This is a genomic window from Variovorax endophyticus, from assembly GCF_025376855.1.
In the GTDB taxonomy this organism is placed as follows: Bacteria; Pseudomonadota; Gammaproteobacteria; order Burkholderiales; family Burkholderiaceae_C; genus Variovorax.
The window spans coordinates 387,301-410,196 of record NZ_JAHUTH010000002.1; the positions used below are offsets into that span (position 1 = coordinate 387,301).

General features: G+C 63.2%; 27 protein-coding genes and 1 pseudogene. 10 read left to right on the forward strand and 18 right to left on the reverse strand.

The window, feature by feature from the left end:
• Positions 1-317: 317 nt before the first annotated feature.
• Positions 318-746 carry a type II toxin-antitoxin system Phd/YefM family antitoxin gene (locus KV106_RS04540; RefSeq protein ID WP_261206490.1) on the reverse strand — a complete coding sequence of 143 codons (429 nt, stop codon included), beginning with the start codon at positions 744-746 and terminating at the stop codon, positions 318-320.
• Between the two features lie 118 nt (positions 747-864).
• On the opposite strand from KV106_RS04540, the pseudogene KV106_RS04545 reads away from it, so the two are divergent.
• A pseudogene (locus KV106_RS04545) lies at positions 865-1,113 on the forward strand (IS5/IS1182 family transposase); the annotation flags it as partial.
• Here the strand turns inward: KV106_RS04545 and KV106_RS04550 are convergent.
• Both KV106_RS04550 and KV106_RS04555 read right to left on the reverse strand, forming a co-directional pair.
• Complete coding sequence (locus KV106_RS04550; protein ID WP_261206492.1) at positions 1,095-1,499, reverse strand: hypothetical protein; 405 nt, start codon at positions 1,497-1,499, stop codon at positions 1,095-1,097. The pseudogene KV106_RS04545 and the gene KV106_RS04550 sit on opposite strands and share 19 nt — an antisense overlap.
• Positions 1,499-1,882, reverse strand: coding sequence for a hypothetical protein (locus tag KV106_RS04555; RefSeq protein WP_261206494.1), 384 nt, complete (start codon positions 1,880-1,882; stop codon positions 1,499-1,501). The genes KV106_RS04550 and KV106_RS04555 overlap by 1 nt, the downstream gene beginning before the upstream one ends.
• Before the next feature lie 168 nt (positions 1,883-2,050).
• Between KV106_RS04555 and KV106_RS04560 the strand changes: the two genes are divergently transcribed.
• Positions 2,051-2,371: a hypothetical protein gene (locus KV106_RS04560; protein WP_172705318.1), complete on the forward strand. Its 321-nt coding sequence runs from the start codon at positions 2,051-2,053 to the stop codon at positions 2,369-2,371.
• Between the two features lie 282 nt (positions 2,372-2,653).
• Here the strand turns inward: KV106_RS04560 and KV106_RS04565 are convergent, their stop codons facing one another.
• The 4 genes from KV106_RS04565 to radC all read right to left on the reverse strand — a co-directional run bounded on the left by KV106_RS04565 (position 2,654) and on the right by radC (position 5,494).
• Positions 2,654-2,884, reverse strand: a complete 231-nt coding sequence (locus tag KV106_RS04565; RefSeq protein WP_172705319.1) for a hypothetical protein — start codon at positions 2,882-2,884, stop codon at positions 2,654-2,656.
• Positions 2,881-3,297, reverse strand: coding sequence for a type II toxin-antitoxin system VapC family toxin (locus tag KV106_RS04570; RefSeq protein ID WP_082322257.1), 417 nt, complete (start codon positions 3,295-3,297; stop codon positions 2,881-2,883). The genes KV106_RS04565 and KV106_RS04570 overlap by 4 nt, the downstream gene beginning before the upstream one ends.
• A 2-nt stretch (positions 3,298-3,299) precedes the next feature.
• Complete coding sequence (locus KV106_RS04575) at positions 3,300-3,569, reverse strand: type II toxin-antitoxin system Phd/YefM family antitoxin (RefSeq protein ID WP_057607292.1); 270 nt, start codon at positions 3,567-3,569, stop codon at positions 3,300-3,302.
• A gap of 1,280 nt (positions 3,570-4,849) precedes the next feature.
• Positions 4,850-5,494 (reverse strand): RadC family protein, encoded by a 645-nt coding sequence (radC, locus tag KV106_RS04580; RefSeq protein ID WP_261206501.1) that lies wholly within the window; start codon positions 5,492-5,494, stop codon positions 4,850-4,852.
• Positions 5,495-5,874: 380 nt separating this feature from the next.
• On the opposite strand from radC, the gene KV106_RS04585 reads away from it, so the two are divergent.
• A complete protein-coding gene (locus KV106_RS04585; RefSeq protein WP_064262423.1) occupies positions 5,875-6,195 on the forward strand; it encodes a type II toxin-antitoxin system ParD family antitoxin in 321 nt (106 codons plus the stop codon).
• A gap of 2 nt (positions 6,196-6,197) precedes the next feature.
• Positions 6,198-6,527, forward strand: a complete 330-nt coding sequence (locus tag KV106_RS04590) for a type II toxin-antitoxin system RelE/ParE family toxin (protein WP_057597183.1) — start codon at positions 6,198-6,200, stop codon at positions 6,525-6,527.
• A 511-nt stretch (positions 6,528-7,038) separates the two neighbouring features.
• On the opposite strand, the gene KV106_RS04595 is transcribed toward KV106_RS04590, so the two are convergent.
• Entirely contained in the window at positions 7,039-7,434 is a 396-nt protein-coding gene (locus KV106_RS04595; protein ID WP_261206508.1) for an ATPase, read from the reverse strand.
• 656 nt (positions 7,435-8,090) lie between these two features.
• Here KV106_RS04595 and KV106_RS04600 point away from each other — a divergent pair.
• Together KV106_RS04600 and KV106_RS04605 are read left to right on the forward strand one after the other, a co-directional pair.
• Positions 8,091-8,702, forward strand: coding sequence for a type IV toxin-antitoxin system AbiEi family antitoxin domain-containing protein (locus tag KV106_RS04600; protein ID WP_261206509.1), 612 nt, complete (start codon positions 8,091-8,093; stop codon positions 8,700-8,702).
• Positions 8,699-9,544 carry a nucleotidyl transferase AbiEii/AbiGii toxin family protein gene (locus tag KV106_RS04605; RefSeq protein WP_261206510.1) on the forward strand — a complete coding sequence of 282 codons (846 nt, stop codon included), beginning with the start codon at positions 8,699-8,701 and terminating at the stop codon, positions 9,542-9,544. Before KV106_RS04600 ends, KV106_RS04605 begins: the two co-directional genes overlap by 4 nt.
• A 421-nt stretch (positions 9,545-9,965) precedes the next feature.
• Here the strand turns inward: KV106_RS04605 and rraA are convergent, their stop codons facing one another.
• The 7 genes from rraA to KV106_RS04640 all read right to left on the reverse strand — a co-directional run bounded on the left by rraA (position 9,966) and on the right by KV106_RS04640 (position 16,899).
• Positions 9,966-10,469 (reverse strand): ribonuclease E activity regulator RraA, encoded by a 504-nt coding sequence (gene rraA / locus KV106_RS04610; RefSeq protein WP_261206512.1) that lies wholly within the window; start codon positions 10,467-10,469, stop codon positions 9,966-9,968.
• A 53-nt stretch (positions 10,470-10,522) separates the two neighbouring features.
• Complete coding sequence (locus tag KV106_RS04615; protein WP_261206514.1) at positions 10,523-11,344, reverse strand: SDR family NAD(P)-dependent oxidoreductase; 822 nt, start codon at positions 11,342-11,344, stop codon at positions 10,523-10,525.
• A complete protein-coding gene (locus KV106_RS04620; protein ID WP_261206516.1) occupies positions 11,341-12,123 on the reverse strand; it encodes an SDR family NAD(P)-dependent oxidoreductase in 783 nt (260 codons plus the stop codon). The genes KV106_RS04615 and KV106_RS04620 overlap by 4 nt, the downstream gene beginning before the upstream one ends.
• Positions 12,120-13,754 (reverse strand): AMP-binding protein, encoded by a 1,635-nt coding sequence (locus tag KV106_RS04625; protein WP_261206518.1) that lies wholly within the window; start codon positions 13,752-13,754, stop codon positions 12,120-12,122. Before KV106_RS04625 ends, KV106_RS04620 begins: the two co-directional genes overlap by 4 nt.
• 4 nt (positions 13,755-13,758) lie before the next feature.
• Positions 13,759-15,024: a thiolase family protein gene (locus tag KV106_RS04630; RefSeq protein WP_261206520.1), complete on the reverse strand. Its 1,266-nt coding sequence runs from the start codon at positions 15,022-15,024 to the stop codon at positions 13,759-13,761.
• A gap of 112 nt (positions 15,025-15,136) precedes the next feature.
• Positions 15,137-16,198: a Bug family tripartite tricarboxylate transporter substrate binding protein gene (locus tag KV106_RS04635; RefSeq protein WP_261206521.1), complete on the reverse strand. Its 1,062-nt coding sequence runs from the start codon at positions 16,196-16,198 to the stop codon at positions 15,137-15,139.
• Positions 16,195-16,899, reverse strand: coding sequence for a TetR/AcrR family transcriptional regulator (locus KV106_RS04640; protein WP_057596813.1), 705 nt, complete (start codon positions 16,897-16,899; stop codon positions 16,195-16,197). Before KV106_RS04640 ends, KV106_RS04635 begins: the two co-directional genes overlap by 4 nt.
• A gap of 215 nt (positions 16,900-17,114) precedes the next feature.
• On the opposite strand from KV106_RS04640, the gene KV106_RS04645 reads away from it, so the two are divergent.
• From KV106_RS04645 to KV106_RS04655, 3 genes are all read left to right on the forward strand, one after another.
• On the forward strand, positions 17,115-17,888 hold the full coding sequence (locus tag KV106_RS04645; protein WP_261206525.1) for a 3-hydroxybutyrate dehydrogenase: 774 nt from the start codon (positions 17,115-17,117) through the stop codon (positions 17,886-17,888).
• A 96-nt stretch (positions 17,889-17,984) separates the two neighbouring features.
• A complete protein-coding gene (locus KV106_RS04650; RefSeq protein ID WP_261206527.1) occupies positions 17,985-18,395 on the forward strand; it encodes a helix-turn-helix domain-containing protein in 411 nt (136 codons plus the stop codon).
• Positions 18,389-19,183, forward strand: a complete 795-nt coding sequence (locus KV106_RS04655) for a hypothetical protein (protein WP_261206529.1) — start codon at positions 18,389-18,391, stop codon at positions 19,181-19,183. Before KV106_RS04650 ends, KV106_RS04655 begins: the two co-directional genes overlap by 7 nt.
• 40 nt (positions 19,184-19,223) lie before the next feature.
• Here KV106_RS04655 and KV106_RS04660 read toward each other — a convergent pair whose 3' ends face one another.
• On the reverse strand, positions 19,224-20,210 hold the full coding sequence (locus KV106_RS04660) for a LysR family transcriptional regulator (protein ID WP_314733627.1): 987 nt from the start codon (positions 20,208-20,210) through the stop codon (positions 19,224-19,226).
• A gap of 96 nt (positions 20,211-20,306) precedes the next feature.
• On the opposite strand from KV106_RS04660, the gene KV106_RS04665 reads away from it, so the two are divergent.
• Positions 20,307-21,761, forward strand: coding sequence for an amidase (locus KV106_RS04665; protein ID WP_261206531.1), 1,455 nt, complete (start codon positions 20,307-20,309; stop codon positions 21,759-21,761).
• 414 nt (positions 21,762-22,175) lie between these two features.
• Here the strand turns inward: KV106_RS04665 and KV106_RS04670 are convergent, their stop codons facing one another.
• Positions 22,176-22,472, reverse strand: a complete 297-nt coding sequence (locus tag KV106_RS04670; RefSeq protein ID WP_261206533.1) for a type II toxin-antitoxin system RelE/ParE family toxin — start codon at positions 22,470-22,472, stop codon at positions 22,176-22,178.
• On the reverse strand, positions 22,460-22,762 hold the full coding sequence (locus tag KV106_RS04675; protein ID WP_261206535.1) for a CopG family ribbon-helix-helix protein: 303 nt from the start codon (positions 22,760-22,762) through the stop codon (positions 22,460-22,462). The genes KV106_RS04670 and KV106_RS04675 overlap by 13 nt, the downstream gene beginning before the upstream one ends.
• Between the last annotated feature and the right edge of the window lie 134 nt (positions 22,763-22,896).

Below are 22,896 nucleotides of genomic sequence, written 5' to 3' on the forward strand. Positions count from 1 at the left end.
TTGCCAAAGGCAAGCCTATCAGCGCTATTCGCTATTCGCGAATAGCGAATGCCATACAAAATGGATCTCAAACCGCAAGGCCTTATCGTATTGCTCAAGGGGGTGGCATTTCGACGCCGAGGTTTGCACTTTCTGGGGGTGAATGCGTGATCGGAGAAACAGTGACGACGACTCGATTTTCGACTTCTTCGACGGCTGTGATGATGACGCAAGGTCGATTCTTAACTCCCTCCGTCTGCCCTTTTTTTTCTTCGTGATTCCACAAGTAGGCAAACGAGACGACGAGACCTACCTCGGGTTTCGGAAAAGTCATGCACTTAGTCGCGCAGCAGTGCGTTCAAGGCATCGTGACTCGAATCCATAGCGCTCCTTGATAGCGCTTGAATCGCCTCAGCTGGCAGGTCTTGGACCTCATATGACTTTGTCGCGCGGGCCTTCAGGCGTTCGAAGTCGTCGAACTCCTTTCTCGAAATAAAGTACCCAGTCACGCGGTTATGGCTAGTGACTGCCACAGATTCAGCTTGAACCATCTCGCGGTAGTGGCCGAAATTCTTCGCGAACTCGCTTGCGGAAACAGTGATCATGAGGAAATCTCCGTAGAAGCACCATTTTCGTGAATTACGTAAAGCGTCAAGTTCCCTCCAAGGGGTAGTCGCTTGGTGATAGGAAGCTCCCGCAGACAGCGCGCTTTTTTGAACGAAGTCAAAGCGCGCCGCCCACGGCAGGGCAGGTAGCCAGTCGGACATGCAAAACCCTGCCACCCCACATGAGCACTGGGTGCTGCAGTTTGGTGTGAGATCCCCTGACAACTAACGCACCACGATGTGATTCCTGGCCGATTTCTTCCGGCAGCCGCCGGCCGAGATGATTGATGCACGCCACCGCTGGTGATGCTGGCCAGCCAGTTGCCCTGGGCGCAGATGGAGACCGCGCTGGTACCGGAGTTTGCCCGCCAGGTATGAGAAGGCCGGACCGTTGCGCAGGGCGAACTGTCTGGCCCCAGCGTGCGGGTCGCCAGCGCAGGTGCTGCCGCCGCCGGGCGCCCGCGACTCCCCCTGCGTCTGAGGGGCCAACCTGATATACCTCAAGCATGCCTACAACCTCAGCGATGAGGGGATGTCATGGCCACCGGCGGCGACCCGCCACCGCACGCGCGCAACATGAAGTTCGGGCGAGGCCAGTCCAGCGTACCAAAGACGAACCTGGGCGCCCTGGCGCGCACCGTCGGCGAGCATCTGAGGGATCGTCCTCGCGCCCAGGGTTGTCTCGAAGGCAAAGTTGCGTCTCTGCGCCAGGGCTCGCTCCAGACCCTTGCGTCCGAACTCCCAGGCCCGGGCGTTGGCCTCCTCGGCCGTCAGGCCCGGATTGGCATCCAGCACCACGCGGGCTGCCAGGTCGGGGTTGAAGTAGTCGACCTTTTTCTGGAGCAACGCGGCGCCGCCCACACTGCTCGTGCCGGCGCCGTTGACGCCGGCCAGCACAAAGATCCTTGCCGGCATCAGCCGCGCGTAGCAGGCGCGGCCGGGGTAGCCGCAGCCGCAACGACCGCCGCCTCACCCAGCGCCGAAGAATCCATGGCAAATGCATCGTCCATCGCGCGTGCAGCCGCCTCGCCCTGCATGCGCGCAAACATATCGTCAAAACGGTGCGTGAGGGCCTCGAGGTCCGGCTCCGACGCCTGCTCCATCTGCAGGTAGCGCTCCACCGACATCAGCACCATGGCGGGCTTCTCGTGGCGCGTGATCACCACCGCGCCGCGCGCCATCACCGTGCTGGCGACCGCCTGCATGCCCGAAGCCAGCTTCGTCGCAGAAAACGACGGCAGATCGCGCGCCAAGCGCTCGATGTCGGAGGAGCCGACGGTCGCGGAAATGGCAGCCATGGAAGATCCTTCGAAACCGGAGTTTTACCCATTTGATGGACTTCGGAAAACACCGCCGACCCTACCTCACCGGTGGATCAGGAGCGATCGAGCACCACCCCCATCGCGCCATCCGAACTTCCGCAGTCGCGCCAGCCCAACTTCGCACCAGGGAGCCACAATCCCCCGATGACCATGCGCACCAAGCCGTCCTCGCCCATCACCTCGCAGCTCGCCAACCACCCGTGGATGCCTGCGCTGGCAGCGGACGGCTACACGGACATATGCGAGCGCGAAGGCCAGTTATGCGGCATTCGCCGATTCAACTTCACCTCCGCCGTGGTCGTCGGCGTAGACCCGGTCGGCTATCGCCGTCGCTACTGCTACGAACATGCACACGAGGCGCGCCAAGCACTGGCCGCCTGGGATGGCAAGGGGCATCCTGGTGGCCCCTGGATCAAGTGCACGGGTGCTGGCATCGAACTGTTGAATCCTGCTCTGACCTGTTGAGGACCACGCCAATCCCAAGGGGCTCGCTTCAGGCGAGCAATGCTTCGCGCAAACAATGCACCGCGCGAAGCGCGATCTCCGCCCAGGGCTGCACACCGACGCATGCGCACACCTTCCATCGGCTCAGCGACAGCAACGCTGGCGCTCAACCCAAGACGTTGCGCTCAACCTGCACCACCCAGATGGTCGGGCTTCAGACCGTCGTTTCCGGGCGGCAACGGCTGGTCGGCACTCTCGAGATATCTGCGCTCCCATAAAACAACATCCAAACAGATCGCGCCGCTAGGCGCGCGTGGCCGCAGCGAGCTTGCCGCGGGGCAGAACTGCAAATTCACTGAAGATCCATGCAATGGCCGTGGGGACCTTGCGCGCGTCGATGCTCTGGCTTTCCTGGCCCAAGTAGATTCTCAGCTCTTGAGCGGGTCCACCTCCCGTGCGATCACTCAAATGAATGCGAAATGCTTTACGCGCAGCGACTTGCAAGGTATGGCGAAATCCTTGATTGAGCTTCATGCGTTCCAGGGGTCCAACACTTTCAGCCCTCGGATGCTGACGAAATCGCTGGTGTTGCGGGTGACCACAGTGAAACCGTGCGAAAGCGCAGTGGCGGCGATCATCGAATCGCGTCGAGCTCTTGGATCGGGGACATGCATGGGCGCGCACAACAGCGCCTCACGCTCGCCAAAAGCTAGGATCCGCCCAGCGAATGCCTTATGGACGGCCGTGGCCCACCGACGCAGCGCTTGTCCCTGGGGCGGTGAACGGCGCTCCAGGCGCACGATGCCTTCCTCCTGTTCGAGAATGGTGATGGCCGAAAGGAAAAACTGATTCTGTGGAACTGTTCCAGCCCAGCGCCGGACCTCTTCTGATTGGCCGAGCTTTCCTGGACGCAGTTCGGCCAGCACATTGGAGTCGAGCAGGTACACCCTTAGACCTCCGGGCGCAGCTGGATGGCCGTCGGAGTGATCTCGAAGTCTTCGACTTCCGACGTATCGGGCATGCTGTCCATCAGCTCGAGCAGCGACACCGTACTATCGCCGTCGCCTCGGGAGAGCGCTCGATAGTCGCCGATGTTGAGGAGCACGAAGGCAGGTTCGCCGTGGTCGGTGATAAAGAGCGGTCCTTCCTTGGCCAGGTGCTTCGCGCTGCTGACGTTGTGGCCGAACTCGCGGCTCGTGATCACGTGGGGGGCATTCATGTCCATCTCTCCTGAAACCTATGGGGTCACTGTTTCCAGGTCTTCAACACCTGATAGTCGCATTCCTGCAGCAGGGTCCGAACGTCTTCGGCCGCCTACAGCGCGTGCTCACCCGATTCAGCATGAACGCGGTCGCCATCGAGCATGCAGAAATACCAGCCAAAAGGCACGCCCACGCGCCGATCGAGTCTGCAGCTTGACGTAAAAGTTGTAGACATCGCCGGCCCGGGCTCGCACCTCAGCGAGCTTCTCCCGAAGGGTCCAGGCTGAAAAGTTAGACGCCTTCCCTGCTCGCCAGTTCTCGCCGGTTTTTAGATTAGTCCAGCCGTCGAGCTCCATGATCCAGTGATCGCGCGGTGGCGCGACGCTGCGCCCAGCGCTCCTGGTAGCCCGTCGTTGAAGATGTGCCCCAACTCCCGCCGGCAAGCCGCAGCGACCTGCGCCAGACCGGCATCTCGATGTCGTATTCCTCGCGCAGACTCATGACTGCCCTTGACCAAATCGAGCGATGCTACGGGACCGCGGTCGCCAAACAGTAAATGTAGCTACCGAAGCCACAAATGTCAAGACACAGCCGTTTGCTTGCTAACGGCGATAGCCATCAAGCGGTTTTTCCGCGTAACTGGAGAAAACGGCGTCTATTCGTGGAAATGCGTTCGCCTAAAGTGCAGGAAGGTGTTTCTGAATTCGCGTGCCCCTCAGCCACGTCACGAACCTGGGCTCTGGTGTGCATCTTGGCCGTGGTATCAATCTTGGCGAGCAGCCATTAATGACGGGGGCGCTCGCGCCGGCCGCGGCGTCGACCGCCAGGCCGTGATGAGCCTGACGCTGGGCGACTGGATCGACTCCAGACACAGCGTGCTGATCACCGGGCCGACCGGCGGGGTCAAGTCGTGACTTGCCTGCGCGCTGGCGCAGTCCCTGAAACGCACAAAGGGGTTCGCCATCCTCCATCGCGCTCACGCTGCGTAGCACGACATCCCTTTCTCGTTCGATGACGCCTTGCCTTCACGAGAGAAGACTTCCGACTCGCAGCACGCGTGCTGCGCAATCCAGTGACATGTCTCGAGGCGCCGGCCAAGCGCTGGAGCTGGATGCTGTTGTGTATGGCGACGCGCTGCGCTCACCGAGCGCCGAACGGCAAGGCCGTGCGCGACGCTACGGCGTCCGCCCACCGAAAGCATCGAGGCTTGCCTTTCATCCGTCCGCCGGGCTCGAAGCGCGCAACCGCTGCAGCGGCGCAGTCTCAAAGAATGGGGCGCGCAGCGCCCCGGCCTCGTTCAGACGAGGCCACGCTCGGCCATGGACACCGTGCGACTTCCAGCGACGACGACGTGATCCAGCACCCGCACATCGATGAACGCCAGCGCGTCCTTCAGCGCCGCCGTCAACGCCAGGTCCGCTCGTGACGGCTCTACCATGCCCGATGGATGGTTGTGCGCCAGGATGACGGCCCCGGCGTTGTACCGCAGCGCACGACGCAGCACCTCGCGCGGATAGACGCTGGTCTGCGTGAGCGTGCCGCGAAACAGGTCCTCGAACGCGATCAGCCCATGCTGCGCATTCAGAAACAGCACCGCGAAGCTTTCGTGCCCCTGCCCTGCGAAGTGCAGCTTCAGATAGTCCGCTACCGCCTTCGGCGAACCGAAGGTCTCGCCCGGCAGCATCTCCTCGACAAGCAGCGCACGCGCCAGGCGAAGACCGCACAGCAACGGTTCGCACCCCGGCAGTGATGCATCCCGCGCGGCACCCACCAGCCGATGCAGCGAGCGCCCATGCGCCTCGTAGAGCTGCCCTGCGTCAGCGCCAAGCAACGCATGCAACGCTTCGAGCACCTCGCACTCGGTGTGCGCGGCCGTAGAAGACGATGCCAAGGATTCGGACGATTTCGCACCAGCGGATGCGAAGAAAGCGGGTGTGTTCATGAGGAAGAACTCCTGTGGATGACACAGGCGGGATTGCCTGCGAGACCCCGCCACCCCGTCGCAGCGCAGCGCTCAAGGCCGCCGCAGGCGCGCGGCACGCGCCGAGCACGCGAAGCGCGCGCAGGGCCTTGAACGCGAGAACGATGGGGTAGCCTCAGGGCTCACAGGCAAGCCCTCCACACCCTCCACGACGATCACCAAGGTGTCCTCTTCTGCAGGGAGAGGCCGTTGCGGGACGCCATCGACCACATCGCCCATGGGCCATCCTGAGTCCAGTGGGCACGCCGTCAAACCAAGGCTTGCGCAGGTCACGCAAGACGCTCATCGTTGGAATGTCCACGTTATGGCAAAGTTTGCCATATTGTTATAGAGTACCTTGCATGACGACGATGAACATTTCACTTCCGGAAGAGATGAAGGCATTCGTCGATGCACAGGTCGCGGAGCGCCGTTATGGCAATGCGAGCGAATACATGCGAGACCTGATCCGCCGCGACTTGGCACGCGAGCAATTTCGGGCTGTCATTCTTTCCAGCCTTGAATCCGGGCCCTCCGTGGAATGGACACCAGCCCACTTCGACGCACTGCGCGACGAGATCGCACAGGCCGAATCGACACAGACGAGTCAGCCAGCGGCGTCCGCAAGGCGCAGGACCGGGGAGGCTGCCTCCAAAACTGGCAGGAAGAAGAAGGCGGATTGAGCTTGAAAGGCGCCAAGAGGTTTCTTGTCCGTCCTCGCGCCAGCGCGCAGATTGCCGCCGTGATTCGGTACTACGCCGTCACCATGCGGGCTCCGAACGCGGCCAGGGGTTTCGTGGATGAGTTGCAGAAGGCCTACGAACTCATCAGACGCAACCCTGATGCCGGCTCGCCACGGCTCGAGACCGAACTCGGGATGCCTGGCCTACGTTCATGGGGACTGCCCAAGTACCCCTACCTGATCATCTATTTCCGGCACCCGAACTTGGTGGATGTGGTGGACGTGCCGCACACACGCACCAACTATGTCGCCGCGCTGATTGACCACCTGTGATTCGATGAGGTCGCCCAGGGAACCTTGTCAGCTTCTTGGATCGGTGGGGCGTTTGACGTCCGAATCTCCTTCGAAAAGCGGAACAGTCTGGGCCGAGATGGACTTGCCGTGTTGATCAAGGCGACAAGACAGTTTTCTTCGACCAACCGCCGCATGCCTCAGGATGCGCGCGCAGGGCCTTGAACGCGAGAACGATGGGGTAGCCTCAGGGCTCACAGGCAAGCCCTCCCCAGCCTCCCCAACGCCAACGAAGGGGTTCAAAGCATTGCGCTCACGGTCGCGGTCGCCTGCGCCCCACCGTCGTCATGCGCTGCAAAGCACCGGGACATGCGTCAATCAAGCTGCCACACCATGGCGTGGCGCAGCGTGCAAGCGCTCGTTCCGGCCACGCCCCCAGGTGCACGGCACGTGAGCAACGCTCACGCCCCGCGCACGAGGGTCGCGTTGCGACCCTGAGGAAGCGCCTGACGCATCCATGCGCGTCGATGCGCTTCCGAGCGCCGACGGCGCTTCAGTCGGCCTGGGGCCCGACCATGGCCTGCAGCTGCTCGATCAACCCAGGCTCCACGAACACGCAAGGCTTGTCAGCCGCCAGCCGGACGTCGAACAGCCGATCGAACACTTCGCGCTTCAGGTGCGCGATCTGACCGGTGCGATACGCCTGCTCCGGACGGAGATTGCCTTGGACCGACGCAGCCCCGCTGCGTTGCGGATCGCATTCGACCAAGGCCACGAACCCCTCGTCGAACATCTTGCGATGCTCGGCGCACAGACCCCAGCCAGTCAGCGTGTGACGCCCCATGCTCGCGCGCAAACGTCGATCGAGCAGCAGGTTGCCGGTTTCGAAACTGACGCCGCACACCAGGCAGACATGCTGCTCCATCGACACGTGCGATTTCTCATTCATGATGATCTCCGGTTGTCGGGCGGGATTGCCCGAAACCGTGGCCTGCACGGCGCAGCGCAGCGGTCAGGGGTCCAGGACGGCCGCAGGCCGCCAGCGCCGCACAGCGGCGCGCAGCCCTTGACGGCGAGAACGCCGTGCTACGGTGAAGGTGCCAGCAAGACCGCACACACTCGCCCTGCACCCCTCAACCCTCCAACGGTTCCTGACGCAGCGCTTGATGCGAACTCGGGCTGCTGAGCACGCGCCGACTCGCCAAGGCCGATGCCACTTGGCCGCAACAGCGGCTTCTACCGTGCTGCGAACCGGGCCAGTCACACAACAAGTGGCACGCGCATCCCGGATGCCCACAAGAGGAAAGCAAAAAAGCCCGATTCGTCCGAGTCAGGCTGACTTGCTCATCCGGAATGAGAAATTTGGTGGCCGGGGCTGGTTCAAAAAGCCTCTGCAACTCGCACCAACACCAGCTTTCACTTGACTGTTCTGGTTCCCGAGCACACGGTTGGGCACACCAGACCCATAGCAGCGATCGATTCCGCTTTGGGGCCTGATCGCTACTTGCGATCCAGCCCACCCCGCCCGGGTGATGGGGTGGTCGCCCTCGTTGGATTTTTTCTTGTTTTATTGACAAGTAACTAGCAAATGCAACAAACTCCAGCATGCTCTCTGCCTCGACAAGTGAACAAGCCGTCCTGGCCTTGGCCAAACAGCGGCCGCTGCTGCGCGCGCGGGATCTGGCAGCGCATGGCCTTCCAACGATGGCGCTCAGCCGGCTGGTCGCCGCTGGCGAGCTCGAGCGGGTCGCCCGTGGTATTTACAGCCTGCCGGGGCGCCCGCTGAGCGAGCACCGCTCGCTGGCAGAGGTCGCGCTCCGCGTGCCGCAGGGCATCGTCTGCCTGCTGTCAGCGCTGCGCGTCCACGGGATCGGCACGCAAGCGCCATTCGAAGTGTGGGTCGCGATTCCACGCAACTCGCCAACACCCAGGCTCGACCAGCCCGCCTTGCGCGCCATCCGCATGTCCGGCCCCGCACTGTCCGAAGGCGTCGAACCCATGCAGATCGACGGTGTCAGCGTGCCAATCTTCAACGCGGCCAAGACCATTACCGACTGCTTCAAGTTTCGCCACAAGATCGGCCTTGACGTGGGGCTCGAAGCGCTGCGCGACGGCTGGACGCAACGCAAGGTGACGATCGATGCACTCTGGCACTACGCCACGATCGACCGCGTATCCAATGTGATGCGACCCTACCTCGAAAGCGTCACGACGTGAGCCGCAACATCGCAGCCTCGATACGCGCCCGCTTGAAGCAACATGCGGATGCAAGGAAGCGGGACTTCAACCTGACGCTCACCCACTATGGCCTGGAGCGTCTGCTGTATCGTTTGTCCATCTCACCGCACGCCTCCAACTACGTGCTCAAGGGCGCACTGCTGTTTTCGCTCTGGTACGACCAGCCCCATCGCCCAACCCGAGATGCCGACCTGCTGGGATTCGGTCAGGACGATGTGGAATCGGCAGTGAACGCCTTTCGAGAGATCTGCCAGATCGCCGTGGAGGATGGGATCGCTTTCGATGCTGCGTCGGTACACGGCGTCGTCATTCGCAAGGAAGCCGGCTACGGCGGCGTGCGAGTCGACCTGCGAGCGACACTGGACGGCGCGCGCATCGCACTACAGGTAGATATCGGCTTCGGCGATGTGGTGACGCCAGCCGCGGAAGCGATCAGCTATCCAATCCTGCTCGATGACTTGCCCGCTCCACAGTTGCGCAGCTACCCGAAGTACACCGTCGTGGCCGAGAAGTTCCATGCAGTCTGTCTCCTGGGCATGGCCAATACCCGGATGAAGGACTACTTCGATCTCTGGATACTGATGAGCGAAGGCACGCTGGATCCAACCGACTTGCACCACGCCATTTCCGCCACCTTCGAACGCCGGAAGTTCGCAATGATCAGCAGTCTTCCTGATGGATTGAGCGACAGCTTTTCTGGCGATACGACGAAGCAAAAGCAGTGGGCAGCCTTCTTGAAGAAGAACCGGCTTGAAGCCATGGACCTGGCGGATGTCGTGAAACGGCTGCGCGAAGAATTCCAGAAGCTCGGCATCTTCTGATGCTGCCGCCAGGAGGCAAAGTGTCTCTCTCGTCCGAGTGATCTGCCCCGGTCAGGCGTATCAATGTTGAGTTTGCGAGTCCAAGGTTGTGAAACTACTTGCTCTCCGGTGATTGCCCTGCATCCCCAACGCGCTGGCGATGCACAACGTCCCCGTGATGGCAAAGTTTGCCATATCGTCATAAAGTACCTTGCATGGCCGCTTGCTGTCCACCGCAAGACTTGCCGGCGCGGCGATCGCGCAGGCTTTGGAACCATGAATACCTGAGCGAGGGCGCCGCATCCACGAGGCGGCACTGTGCGAGCACCTTCGACTCCGGCAAGCAGCATCCGAGGCCCGTGAGCCTCTTTCTCGGATGCAGTTGTTCAGAAGCTGAACTAGCGCAAATTCGCTTTTTGCCGTCGCGCTTTTTTGAGCGCTGTCAAACCTGATAGGCGACGACGGGCGGTTCGTACCGAGTCTGGCGCACCAGCACGCCGTCAGCGTCCGCATAGATCCATGCACCCGGCTTGATCGTGACGTCGCCGAAAGACACTGCGACGTCGCGCTCATGGGGAGATTGCACCGCCGAACTTCGTGGCGTCGTGCACAGCGCCTTGACGCCGAGATCGTAGGTAGCGATCTCCTCGGCGTCGCGGATCGCCCCGAAGACGATGGCGCCCGCCCAACCGTTTCGCACGGCGATGGATGCCATGGTTCCGCCGAACAGCGCGACAGCACGCGAGCCGCTGCCATCGATGACCAGAATCCTTCCATGGCCAGGCTCTAGGCAGGCTTGGACGCCGGCGCGGTGGTCATCACGGACCTTGAGCGTCACCGCCTGACCCCAGAATGTGCGCCGCCGTCCGAAATCGCGGAAGGGGGCATCGCAGAGCTCGCAGGCAAGCGGGTCGTCATCGGAAATATCCGCGGTCGCGAATGTCATGGTCGAATCCTTGCGTTCTCTCGCTTGATGGCCGGGCTCAATGCCTGCACGGCTCAGGCGCCGGACTTGAAGACCGGCGCGGTGATCTGGTTGTGCAGTCCCCCATCCACGAAGATGTCCGTGCCATTGATGTAGCGTGCAGCGTCGCTGGCAAGGAAGGCAGCGGCTTCCGCCGCATCCCACGGTGATCCCATCGCGCCCGGCGGACAAGTCGCGTTGCGCGTCTTCAGCAGATGGTCCAGTCCTTGCGCATGGGCTTCCGCCAACTGCTCTCGCACGAGCGCGGTATCCATCAGTCCGAGCAGGATGTTGTTGCACCGGATGCCACGGGCCGCATAGTGCATCGCCACGGTCATCCCGAGCGCATTCAGCGCCGCCTTGCTCGCGTGGTAGGCACAGGCGCCCGATACGCCAGCACGCGTGCTCGCGATGGACGACACCTGCACGATGGCCCCTCGCCCCGAACGGCTCATGATCGGAAGCACGTGCTTGAGGGCCAGGAAGGCCGACCGCGCGTTCAACGCGAACGAGCGGTCCCAATCTTCGACACTGAGCTCCTCGGGCCCGCCCTGGATCACGACGCCGACGTTGTTCACGAGAATATCGATGCTCCCGTTGACTTCCTGCGCCCGGCTCACCGCTTCGCGAATCGCGGACTCGCTGCACACGTCGGCCTCGATCACTTCACAGAGTCCTCCCTGCTCGCGCGCGAACCGCTGGGTGCGGCGCGCGGCCTCCAGGTCTCTGTCGGCGGCGAACACCACCGCGCCCTGGCTTGCCATCCTGATGGCGATTGCCGCGCCGTTTCCGGGGCCGCTTTCGGCGGCACCCGCGCCGAAGATCAACGCGGTTCTGGACTGGAGAGGTTGGCTCATCTCGGACTCATCCTTACTGCGCCATCGAGGCGCACGCATTCACCATTCATGTAGTCATTGGTCAAGAGAAACTCGACCAGATGAGCGAACTCCCCGGGCTCACCGACGCGCTTCGGAAACGGCACGGAGGCCTCCAGTGCGCGCCTCACATGTTCGGGTCCTGTCCGCAGCATCGGCGTGTCGAAGAAGCCGGGCTTGATCGCGTTGACCCGTATGCCCTCGCCCGCGAAGTCCCTCGCAATGGGCAGGGTCATGCCCGCGACGCCAGCCTTCGATGCGGCGTACGCAGCCTGCCCCATCTGGCCTTCGTCCGCCGAGATCGAAGCGGTATTGACGATCGCGCCGCGCTCGCCGCTGGGCAAGCGGTCCAGCGCCAGCATGCCGGCCGCCGACTTCGCGATGCAACGAAAGGTCCCGAGCAAATTGACCTGGACCACCCGCTCGTACTCGGCCATCGGGTAGTGCCGCACCGCGCCGGTGAGCTTGTCGCGTCCCGCGGACTTGTGGGCATGCACGACGCCCGCGCAGTTGACCAGGATGCGTTCCTGGCCATTGGCCTGGCGGGCTCGGGCAAGCGCCCGTTCGACGCTTTCGTCCGAAGTCACGTCGGCAGCGCAGAAGACGCCCCCTATCTGTCGGGCCAGCGACTCGCCAGCCTCCGCGTCCAGGTCGAGCAGCGTCACCTTGACACCCAGGGACGCCAGTCGAATCGCGGTTGCCGCACCCAGGCCCTTGCTCGCACCGGTCACGACGGCCGACACGTTGGCGTCCAGCTTCACGACGTCGCCCTCGCACTGTCCGTCAGGGCCTTGCGCTCGGCGTGAACGTTGTCGGGGTGATCGGTCAGGGCCTGAGCAAGCAGGCGTTCCAGGGGCTTTTCGGATGCCGTCTTCGGGATCTCCGGCACCACCTGGATGAAGCTCGGCACGAAGTTCGCCTCGAGCGCCGTGCGACAGCAGCGGAAGAGCGCCTGGACATCGAGTTGTGCATCCGGTGCGAACACGACGGCAGCCACGACATCCTTTTCACCGGCCGCACCCGAGGCGGCCGGAATGCCATACACGAACACATCGCAGACCAGGCCCGAATCCACGATGGCCTTCTCGACATAGGCGGTGCTGATGAAGTCTCCATTGCGGCGCACGCCCCCGCCCTTGCGGTACTCGAAGAAAAGCCATCCGTCGGCGTCTTCACGAACCACGTCACCCATGTGCAGCCACCCGCCTTCGCCCTTGCGGGCGGAAGCCTCGGGATCGCCGACGTACTCGATCTGAAAGGGCGAGCCATCTACGGGGCGCAGCCAGAGCTCGCCCGGCTGGCCTTGCTGCACATCCATGCCCGCGTCGTCGACGATGCGATGGATGAAGTGCGGCGCGATGCGTCCGATGCTGCCGACGGGGCCTTCATTCAATGGCTTGATCGCGAGGCCTCCTTCGGCCGATCCGTAGAACTCGAGGATCCGTACGTCGAAGCGACGCTCGAACCGCTCCCACAGCGCGGCCGGCATACCGGCCGAGACGACGAGCCGCACCGGGTTGTCCGCATCGTTGGCCTTCGCCGGCTCGGCGTAGATCGAAGTCGGCATGCCACCGAGCACCGTGAAGGTCGTGCATCCGTATCTGCGCGTGAGGTCCCACAGCCTGGAGCGCGTGAAGCGACGCGAGAACACCACCGGCAGGCCGCCCAGGAGCGCCGGCGCCAGGGTCACCTGCAGCGCGTTGGCATGGGTCAGCGACAGTCCGGAATAGAGCCGGTCGTTCGCCTGGTAGCCGAATCCCCGCAGCGCGGCAGCGGCGGTCTCGCAGAAGCGCCTCTGCGTCATGACGATCCCCTTGGGGTCGCCCGTGGTGCCGGAGGTGTGAAGGATCAACATCCTGTCGGCGCCGTTGGACTCCGGAAGCGGCAGGTCCTCACCCGCGTCCAGGCAAAGATCGGCGTAGCACTCCACGCGCGGCCCCCACAGGGCGCGGCCCGGGCCCTCGTCGGTGGGGAGCGCGGCGACCCTTGCCACGGCAGCCGCGCCATCCAGCGCATCTTCGACGTGACGCAGCGCGTAATCGGCCGCGACCAGTCCGGTCGCCTTTGCGTTGGCGACCATGAAGGCGAGTTTCTCCCCCTTGGTGCGCGGATCGATCGGAACCAGGACCGCGCGCAGCAACGATGCAGCGACCAGCAGGTCGACGAATTCGGCGTGGTTGGCCATCAGGAGCGCCAGCACGCTGCCCGGCCCCACGCCGCGGCGACGCAGGCCGCGCGCCAGGGCCTGGCCGTTTCGCCATAGTTGGCCATAGGTGCGCGTGACATCGGGCAGCGCCGTACCGCCTTCGAACACGAGCGCTTCGCGCTCTGGCTGCGAGCGGGCAAACTCCCAAATGATCGAAGCCAGGTTGTCGTGGGACTTGCTGCTCATTGCATCACGCCTTCTGAAGCACGCTGATGACGATCGCCGCCGCATCGTCGCCGATCCAGCCTCCGCCGTTCTCCGCCAGCGCGGTACGGGCACCGATCACCTGACGCGCGCCGCAACGCCCGCGCAACTGGTCGGTGAGCTCGACCAGCTGCGCGCATCCCGAAGCGCCGATCGGATGGCCTTTGCGCAGCAGCCCGCCCGACGGGTTCACGGGAACACGACCTCCCAGCCGAGTCGCGCCGCTGTCGAGCAACGCAGCAGCATCGCCAGAAGCCGCGAGTCCCAGGTGCTCGTAGTAGATCAGCTCGGCCGGGGCGCCGGCATCGTGCAGCTCGACAAGGTCGAGATCGGCCGGCCCCACACCCGCCAATTCATAGGCCTGGGACGCAACAGCCGGAGCCAGCCGTGCGTGGTCATCGTCGGTGTAGTCCCAGCCAGAGGCCAGCACGGATGAGAGAACACGAACTCTTTGCTGGATGCCGAGCCTCTTCACCGCGCTTTCGGACATCAGGACGAGCGCCGCGGCGCCGTCTCCGACCGGCGCACACATCGGCCGCGTCATGGGATCGACGATGAGAGGTGCGGCGAGTACCTGCTCAACGGTGAGGACTTCCTGAAACTGCGCCTTCGGGTTGAGGCTCCCATGGAACGAGTTCTTGGCGGCGACCGCGGCAAAGTCGCGCTGCGTCACTCCGCTTCGCGCCATGTAGTCACGCGCCATGCTCGCGTACAGGTCCATGAAGAGCGATCGCGACTTTCCCGCTTCCGCGAGATTGGCATCGGACTTGGTCTCGCGGAGGCTTCGGGACAACCTTTCATAGACCTCGTCGATGGCCTCGAGGTCGACGGCGCCCTGGAAGACGGAGAACGTGCGGGCCTTGTCCTCGCTGTAGAGCTTCTCGAAGCCAGCGACGAGCACGATGTCGTAGGCGCCCAGTCCGATCATCTGGAAAGCCTGTTGAAAAGCCGTCGCCGACGTGGCGCAGGCGTTCTCGACGTTGACCACGGGAATGCGGCCGATTCCCAGGCCGCGAAGCACCACCTGACCCGGAACCAGCACCTGGCCTGTCATCACGCCTGCTGCCGCGTTCCCCATGTAGGCGGCCTGGAGTTGCGATGCTTCGATTCCGGCATCGGACAACGCCGCGGTGATTGCCTCCGCCGCGAGCGACTTCAGTCCGCGATCGAGAAACTTGCCGAAGCGGGTCATGCCCGTGCCGGTGATGAATACAGGTTGCATGGAATAGGGTTTGATCCAGGGAGCGTTCAAGGCGCACACCTGCGCCGAGCTCGGTTGTTGATGCGGCGCTCGGGCTCTCGAGCCGCGAGGCGCCGCGCATCTACAGTGCCCGCCCGCGCTTTCGCGGGCGGCACCGCGATGATTACTCGGGCTTGAAGTTGATGGCCCGCAGCATCTCGCCGTTCTTCTCGAAGTCGGCTTGCAAGGAACTCACCAGTTCCTCCGGGGTGCGCGGCTGACCGACGCCGAAGCCGTATTCGATGAGTCGGTCGCGCACGGCCTTTTGTTCCATCACCTTGAGCGTTGCCTGGCGCAGTCGCGCCTGCGCGTCGGCCGGCATGCTCGGCGTGACCCAGAGGCCGATCCAGACCACCGTCTCGATGCCCGGATAGCCGAGCTCGCGAAACGTCGGCACGTTGGGCAACGCCGGCGAACGCTCCGGAAGAGTCACCGCGAATGCTTTCAGTTTGTTCGCCTTGATCATCGGCAGTGCCGTCGACATGCCGTCGAACATCAGCGGCACGTGCCCGCCCATGACGTCGGTGAGGCCGGGCGCCGATCCCTTGTAGCCAACGTGCGTCATGTCCAGACCGGCGGCCTGATTCAGCTTCAGGCCCGCCACGTGCGCGACCGTTCCGGCGCTGTACGAGGCGTAGCTGACCTTGCCCGGATTCGCCTTCACGTAGCTGACGAGCTCGGGCACGGTTCGGGCAGGCACGGATGGGTGGCCGACCAGCACCAGGCCAAAGCGCGCGAATTCCGCGAGCGGCTTGATCTCCTTCGCCATATCGATCTTCAGCTTCAGGATATGCGGCACCTCGGAGACCATGCCACTGATGCCGACCAGCACCGTCGATCCATCCTGCGGTGAGTGCATCAGGTCGTTGACCGCGATCGCGCCACCGGCACCCGGCTTGGGATCGACCACGACCGCCTGGCGCAATTCCTTCTGAAGCCCGTCGCCCAGGATGCGAGCGACGATGTCCGAGCCTCCGCCCGCGGGGGCGGAGACGATGATGCGCAGCGGCTTGTCGGATGCGGGTTGCGCGCGCACTTCGGGTGCGCCGAGAACGATCGCTCCCGCGAGCGCCATCAGCGCCGCCGAGAGGTGTCGTCGGGAGAAATCGAAACTCGATGCTTTCATGTATGTCTCCTGTTTTTCTTTGGGGTTGATTGCGCGATGCGGCTGGGTGCCGGTCTTCACTTCACCGTCTTCTTTCGCGCAGGTGCTTTCGCCGGGAGCGGTGATGCCGAGTCCGGTCTCTTGACCGGCGCCATGATTCCGCCCCAGAGGATCGACATCAGCGGCGCCGCTTGCGCCGAAAGGGAATAGCTTCGACGGCGGTATTCCCACATCAGGAAGGCCCGGTTGAAGATGGCGTTGAAGGCATCGAGCATCACTCGGCTGTCGATGTCGCTTCGAAGTTCGCCTTGCCGTTGCGCCTCATTGATCGTGTGCAGCAGGCGCTTCATCATCCCGGGCTGCGCGTAGCTCGGGTCGCGCATCCAGCGCTCGAGCGGAACGGTCATGAAGATGATGCGGCCGACACCGGGGTTCCTCTCGTAGAACTCCAGATGCATCTGCAGCACGCCGAGCAGCCTCGTCCTGACGTCACCCTCTCCTTCGAGCGGCTCGAATGACGCCGGATACAGACCTTCGAGCCAATGCTGGATAAACCAGAACAGCAGCGACTCCTTGTCCCCGAAGTAGCTGTAGATCGTTCTGAAACTCATCCCGGCTTCGCGTGCGATCGTTCGCATATCGGCACGGTGGAAATCGCCGGCGGCGTACGTCTCCATCACGACGGGCGACAGCCGATCGCGCAGATGATCGGGAATGATGCGTTCGCTCGCAAAGGGTGTCGGCCCTTGCGTCTTCGCCTTCGCGTCGATGTTTTTGGTCATGTCTCGAGTCGTGAGTAACGTTGTTACCCGGCATGGTAACGAAGTTACCTTCTGCCTATCTAGGGTCAAACCCTTACCCGTTTCGACCTCCCTAAGTTCGACACCTCGCTTAGGATAACGATGTTACCTAGGTCGTTTTTGCCGGTGTTTGGCGAGGGAAAGATGCCCGCGGAAACACCTCTTCAACTCGGCTGCGCGTGCAATAGGAGAAGCAATTGAAGCTCGAAGGAAAGACAGCCCTGGTCACGGGTTCGACCAGCGGCATTGGCCTGGCCATCGCGAAGGCGCTCGCGCGTCAAGGCGCGAACATCGTTCTCAACGGGCTCGGCGACATCGACGCCGCCCAACGCGAACTTTTGGCAAGCGGTGCCAGAGCGATGCGCCATGAGGCCGACATGCGAGACCCCGCACAGATCGAAGACCTGATGAAGTTTTGCGCTTCCAGCTTCGGTCGCGTCGACGTACTGGTCAACAACGCGGGGATCCAGCATGTGGCGAACGTCGAGGCGTTCCCAGTCCAACGATGGGACGAAATCATCGCGGTGAATCTTTCGAGCGCCTTTCACACCACGCGACTGGCACTTCCAGCCATGCGCGCCGCCAACTGGGGAAGAATCATCAACGTGGCATCGACCCACGGCCTGGTGGCCTCGGCGCAGAAGTCGGCCTATGTGGCGGCGAAGCATGGCATCGTCGGATTGACCAAGGCCGTTGCGCTTGAGACCGCAACGACCGGCATCACCTGCAACGCGATCTGCCCTGGGGCAACGCTCACGCCTCTGGCACAAAAGCAGATCGACGATCGAGCCCGGCTCGACAGCGCCTCGGTCGATGAGACGCGGGTCAGGATGGTCGGCGAGAAGCAACCTTCGCTGGACTTCGTCACCGTCGAGCAGTTGGCCGAACTTGCCGTGTTCATGTGTTCGCCCAGCGCGGATCAAGTCCGCGGCGCTGCCTGGGCCATGGATGGGGGCTGGACGGCCCAGTAGTCGTCCTGTGCTTACCAGACTCGATGAGCTAGAAAAACCAAAGTGTGTTCACTATTTTAGACAAATTATAAGGCTTTGACTAAAATAATGGACACCATGCCCGCTGCGATCCAACTTGATTCCCCGACTTCCAGTGAACTGCTGCGCCAGTTCGGCGAGCGGTTGGCGTCTGTGCGCCGTGCCCGCGGGCTGACAGCGCTGAGCTTTTCTCGCGAACTTGGCATTTCTCGCACGACGCTCGGTGCGGCCGAGCGTGGCGAGCCCGCCGTGACAATGGGAACCTACATGCGCATCCTTGCGCAACTGGGTATGGCGGCGGACATTGCCCTTCTTGCAGCACAGACGGAAAACTCTGCCAGCATCATGCGCCGTCACCAGCGTTTCGCACGCGAGGTCGAGCGTGGCCAGCGTCACCCGCAGACTCTGTTTGCGTTTCCGGCCGAACTTGTCGCGCGAGCCGAGTTGGAGTTTCCTGAGAATGCGTTCGGTGAGCCGCAGCCGTGGTGATCGATATCAAGGGCAAGAAGGAGGCCATCACTCCGCCTGACATCGTCAACCGGTTGCTTGCAGCGGCCGGCGAAGACATGGTGCTCGTGGGCGGCCAAGCGTTGGCATTTTGGGTCTTGCGATACGAGTTGGTCATACCGAGCGGGCACGCTGCGATCTCCAGCGACACGGATTTCCTTGCGGTCGCGACCCATGGGCGTGCACTGGTTGAGCGGATGGCCGAAGTCATCCACGGACAAGCACTGTTTCCGAGCCGTCGAGCCTTGACGGCCCTTGTCGGGCAAGCCGTTCGCCCCATCAGCGACGACGAGTTCGTCAATGTCGACGTCATCGACAGTGTGATCGGGATTGCCGAGGAAGACGTTCGATCGCGCGCCGTACATGCGGCGGTGGACGGCCAATCTTTTCTAGTGATGCACCCTTTGCACGTTCTTAGATCGCGCTTGGCCAACATCTACGCGTTGACGGAGAAGCAGGGCATCAAAGGTGAAATGCAGTTGGCCTTGGCGATAGACGTGGCGCGCGAATTCGTACGGACAGAGGCCCGGGACAAGCAAGGTCACGGCGAGTCGACGCGAAGTCCCATACAGCCGTACATCACCGAGATTGAGCGCATGGCGTTGGATGACGCAGGCAGAAAAGTGGCGCAAAGATTCGGCATCCGTGTCGCCGATGCAATCGATCCGTCAAGCATTCCCGCCGGTCCATTCTGGGATCGAAAATGGCCGACACTCGTGACGCTGATGTCAGCGGACTATGCCAACCGATATCAGCCACCGAAGCCTTGAGTGATCGTGCCCTTGGCGTTCTCTCTTCTTGGCGGGTCGCTCAGGTGATGAGTCGTGGAGGTCTGCGCAAAGCACTGGACTGGCCTGCATCGGCCAAAGGGAAGCGCAGTTGCTCCTTCAGGTAGGCAATGAATGCCTGCACCTTTGGCGACGGCAAATGCTCGCGTGACGACAGGGCATTGAGTTCCTGCGGCGGTCCCCACCACCCGGGAAGCACGCGCACAAGCCGGCGCGCCTTCACGTCGGCCGCCATGCTCATCTCCATCGCCAAGGAAATTCCTTCGCCCTGCAGCAGCGCGGGATGCAGGAAAAATGGATCGCTCGCGACGATGACGGGATGGACGAGAAACCCGCGCGGCTTGCCCGTGCCCTTGCGCATGGGCCACACATACCCCACGTCACGACGCGCCTGATGCAACGTGAGTGTGCGGTGGTCGCACAGTTGCTCCGGCGATGGGGGAAGACCGGCGCGCTTGACGTAGGCAGGGCTCGCGAAAGCACCCGACGGAAAGCTCGCGAGCCGGCGCGCGACGAGACTGGAGTCGGGCAGTTCGCCCAGGCGCAGCGCGATGTCGATCTCGGACTCGACCAGGTCGAGCGTCGCATGCGATGCCACGATCTCGATCTTCACGTCTGGGTAGCGCGCACGAAAGCCTGGCAGCAGCGGAGCAATCCAGTCGACGCCGAATGAATAGGGCATCGTCAAGCGGAGCCAGCCGCGCGGGCCGTCGCGCAGCTTGTGGACCTCTCCCTCTGCATGCTCCAGCGTCGCTGCAATGCCTCGACAGTGTTCGTAGTAGATCGCACCGGCCTCGGTGAGGCTGAGCTTGCGCGTGGTGCGCCTCAGCAACTGCGCGCCCACATGCTTTTCGAGCTCGAGGACCCGTCGGCTGACCGTCGTCTTCGGTATCTGCAGCGCATGCGCCGCCGCGGTGAAACTGCCTTCCTGCACAACCCGCACGAACACGAGGGTGTCGTTCACATCTCTTCTCATGGCGGCGATCTCTTCAATGGCATCGGTGCACATTGTCCCATCCATGGGCCAATTCTTGCCACTTCGATGGGCTAATCAAACTGGCCGCCCCTGCTTATCTTCGGTGCTTCACTGCCACGGAAGAACACCATGAACTTGAGCGAATACGCGAATTTCGACGCTGTCGACCTGGCCCGCCTGGTGGCCAAGGGCGACGTCCGGCCGGCCGAACTCGCCGCCCTGGCCCTCGCGGCGGCCGATGCGGTCAACCCCGCCGTCAATGCCGTCGTCGAGCAGTGGACGCCCGAAGAGGTGGATCTCGCCACGGCTAAGGCCACGAACGGTCCGCTCGCAGGCGTGCCGTTTCTCATCAAGGACCTTGCGATCCAGATGGCCGGACGGCGCTGCGAACTTGGCAGCCGTCTCGCCGATGGGCTGGTCGCCGCGGACGATTCGCTGCTGATGCGCCACTACCGGCGTGCCGGTCTGGTCACCGTCGGGCGCACGACCACACCCGAGATGGCCTTCAGCACCGAAACCGAGTCGGTGCAGCAAGGCGCCACCCGCAATCCGTGGAACCCCACCTTGAGCGCGGGCGGCTCCAGTGGCGGCTCGGGCGCCGCGGTGGCGGCAGGTATCGTGCCGATCGCGCACGCAACCGATGCGGCCGGCTCGATCCGGGTTCCCGCCGCCTACAACGGGCTTTTCGGTCTCAAGCCGACGCGCGGGCGCACCTCAAACGGGCCGGCGCTTGATGAAGTCTTTGGCGGTCTGGGCGTGCAACTGGGTCTGAGCCGCTCCGTGCGCGACAGCGCCGCGCTGATGGATGCCGTACAGGGCTATTCCCAAGGCGATCCGTACTACACGCCGGCGCCTGCCGAAGGCTTCCTGTCTCAGGTCGGGCGCGATCCCGGCAGGCTTCGCATCGGGCTCATGCTGCATCCTTGGAATGGCGTACAGACGGCCGACCCCATCGCGCAGGCCGCGCGCGACGTCGCAGCCCATCTGCAGTCGCTCGGTCATCGCGTCGAGGAGGTGGCGCCCGTGCTGGGGGTCTCGTGGGAAGCCTTCGTGCATGCCAACGCGCAGATCTGGTGCGCAACGCTCGTACGCTGGATCGACGGGCTCGCCGCCGCCACGGGGCGCCCGATCGCTGCGAGCACCCTGGAGCCTTCGACGCTTGCCAACTACCGCTACGGCCAGGAGGCACGTGCTGTCGATTTCGCGGCGGCTTTCGAGGTCCGCAACACCGTATCGCGCGCGGTGGGCGCCTGGTTCGACGACATGGACGTGCTCATGACCCCCACGCTGCCCGAGATGCCGGGCGCGCTCGGCAACTACAGCGAAGGCGCCGAGCGCATGAGCGGCCTCGACTGGACCGCGCGGGTCTTCCGCCATACGCCCTTCACGCCGCCAGCCAATGTCGCAGGTACGCCGGCCATGTCGGTGCCGCTGTGCGTCGACCCCGATACCGGACTGCCGATCGGAATCCAGTTCATGGGAGGGTTTGCGCGCGAAGACCTGCTGCTGCGGCTGGCCGGGCAACTGGAACAGACGATGCCTTGGGCCGCGCGCCGACCCGCGGTGTGGGCTGGTGCGGCTTAAGGGAATCACAAGAAGGCGATGGTACAACCCGCCGGCTTTGCACGGATCGCGGGGCTGTATTGACCGCCGCCGCCCCGATGGCGACAGCACGCGCTGCGTATCGGTCACCGCGAAGAACTGCGAGGTCGCGCGCATCCAGCGCGAGATGGTTTGATCGCTCGCGTCAGATGGGGAGGCCTGGTTCGGCGCAGCGAGATCTCACACGATTGATGAGTTCTGAGCGAGCTCGTGAGGTGCTGATGCCACTGCCGCCAAGGCAGGGCACCTCATTCCAATGCCGCTATCCACTCCCGTCATGCCCCCGTAACCAGCGGGAGCAAACAGTCGTGGACAAGAGGCAGGCCTTGCCGACGGCCCAAACAACATCCAAGATTCACTGAGTCAGCAAGTCGCCCTAAACCAGAATTCGCTGGGTCAGTAGCCGGCCTCGCGCTGATCACGCAGAGCCAGTACCGTGACCACATCAATGTCTTCGTCGTACCGGTAAAGCGATACGTAACCGCCGCTACCGAAGTCGATCACCCACTCGCGATACTCAGACGGCAAATCCTCCAGCGGCCGTCCGATCAACGGCTGCAAACCCAGCACCTTCACGCCCTGCAGAATGCTTAGAGCAGCGCGCCGCGCTGCTTGCGGGTTTTTCGGACGCAAGAACTCACGCAAACGCTGCAGGTCGCGCAGCGCCGCAGGCGCGAACCTCACTTGTGGCATTCAGGCTCAGGCTGCTCGTTGTCCGTGCCCCAACTGTCCAACCAAGCACTCACTTCTTCGGCCGTGACGTGCAGACCCGTCTGCTGAAACTCATCCCAGGCGGCCACCGCTTGTTCATGAAGCTCCTGACGCTTTTCCTCCCGCTCCACATACTGCGCGATCGCCTCGCGCATGAGCCAGTGCGGCGCGCGGTGGCGCGCCTCGGCCAGACGCTTGAGCCGGCCCTTGAGCTGGGGGTCGAGTTTGACCGGCGTGGGCGCGATGGACGAAGAAGAACTCGCGGTAGTCATGGGTAATACTTTATCAACTTTCAGCGCATCCGGGCAGTTGCACCAGCGTTCCCGCGGAGTTCCCATGGCCCCCCGCGCGTCCGGTGATTGGGGGCGGCCGAAATCTCGCCGAACGCCGGCACCTCTTGGTGGGC

Coding starts and splice junctions, on each gene's coding strand:
- KV106_RS04560 (WP_172705318.1), top strand. CDS start 2,051: ATGACCATGCGCACCAAGCCGTCCTCGCCCATCACCTCGCAGCTCGCC.
- KV106_RS04540 (WP_261206490.1), bottom strand. CDS start 746: ATGTCCGACTGGCTACCTGCCCTGCCGTGGGCGGCGCGCTTTGACTTC.
- KV106_RS04640 (WP_057596813.1), bottom strand. CDS start 16,899: ATGACCAAAAACATCGACGCGAAGGCGAAGACGCAAGGGCCGACACCC.
- KV106_RS04670 (WP_261206533.1), bottom strand. CDS start 22,472: ATGCCACAAGTGAGGTTCGCGCCTGCGGCGCTGCGCGACCTGCAGCGT.
- KV106_RS04565 (WP_172705319.1), bottom strand. CDS start 2,884: ATGAAGCTCAATCAAGGATTTCGCCATACCTTGCAAGTCGCTGCGCGT.
- KV106_RS04575 (WP_057607292.1), bottom strand. CDS start 3,569: ATGAATGCCCCCCACGTGATCACGAGCCGCGAGTTCGGCCACAACGTC.
- KV106_RS04555 (WP_261206494.1), bottom strand. CDS start 1,882: ATGGCTGCCATTTCCGCGACCGTCGGCTCCTCCGACATCGAGCGCTTG.
- rraA (WP_261206512.1), bottom strand. CDS start 10,469: ATGACATTCGCGACCGCGGATATTTCCGATGACGACCCGCTTGCCTGC.
- KV106_RS04595 (WP_261206508.1), bottom strand. CDS start 7,434: ATGAATGAGAAATCGCACGTGTCGATGGAGCAGCATGTCTGCCTGGTG.
- radC (WP_261206501.1), bottom strand. CDS start 5,494: ATGAACACACCCGCTTTCTTCGCATCCGCTGGTGCGAAATCGTCCGAA.
- KV106_RS04550 (WP_261206492.1), bottom strand. CDS start 1,499: ATGCCGGCAAGGATCTTTGTGCTGGCCGGCGTCAACGGCGCCGGCACG.
- KV106_RS04660 (WP_314733627.1), bottom strand. CDS start 20,210: ATGTGCACCGATGCCATTGAAGAGATCGCCGCCATGAGAAGAGATGTG.
- KV106_RS04650 (WP_261206527.1), top strand. CDS start 17,985: ATGCCCGCTGCGATCCAACTTGATTCCCCGACTTCCAGTGAACTGCTG.
- KV106_RS04615 (WP_261206514.1), bottom strand. CDS start 11,344: ATGAGCCAACCTCTCCAGTCCAGAACCGCGTTGATCTTCGGCGCGGGT.
- KV106_RS04665 (WP_261206531.1), top strand. CDS start 20,307: ATGAACTTGAGCGAATACGCGAATTTCGACGCTGTCGACCTGGCCCGC.
- KV106_RS04675 (WP_261206535.1), bottom strand. CDS start 22,762: ATGACTACCGCGAGTTCTTCTTCGTCCATCGCGCCCACGCCGGTCAAA.
- KV106_RS04600 (WP_261206509.1), top strand. CDS start 8,091: ATGCTCTCTGCCTCGACAAGTGAACAAGCCGTCCTGGCCTTGGCCAAA.
- KV106_RS04585 (WP_064262423.1), top strand. CDS start 5,875: ATGACGACGATGAACATTTCACTTCCGGAAGAGATGAAGGCATTCGTC.
- KV106_RS04625 (WP_261206518.1), bottom strand. CDS start 13,754: ATGAGCAGCAAGTCCCACGACAACCTGGCTTCGATCATTTGGGAGTTT.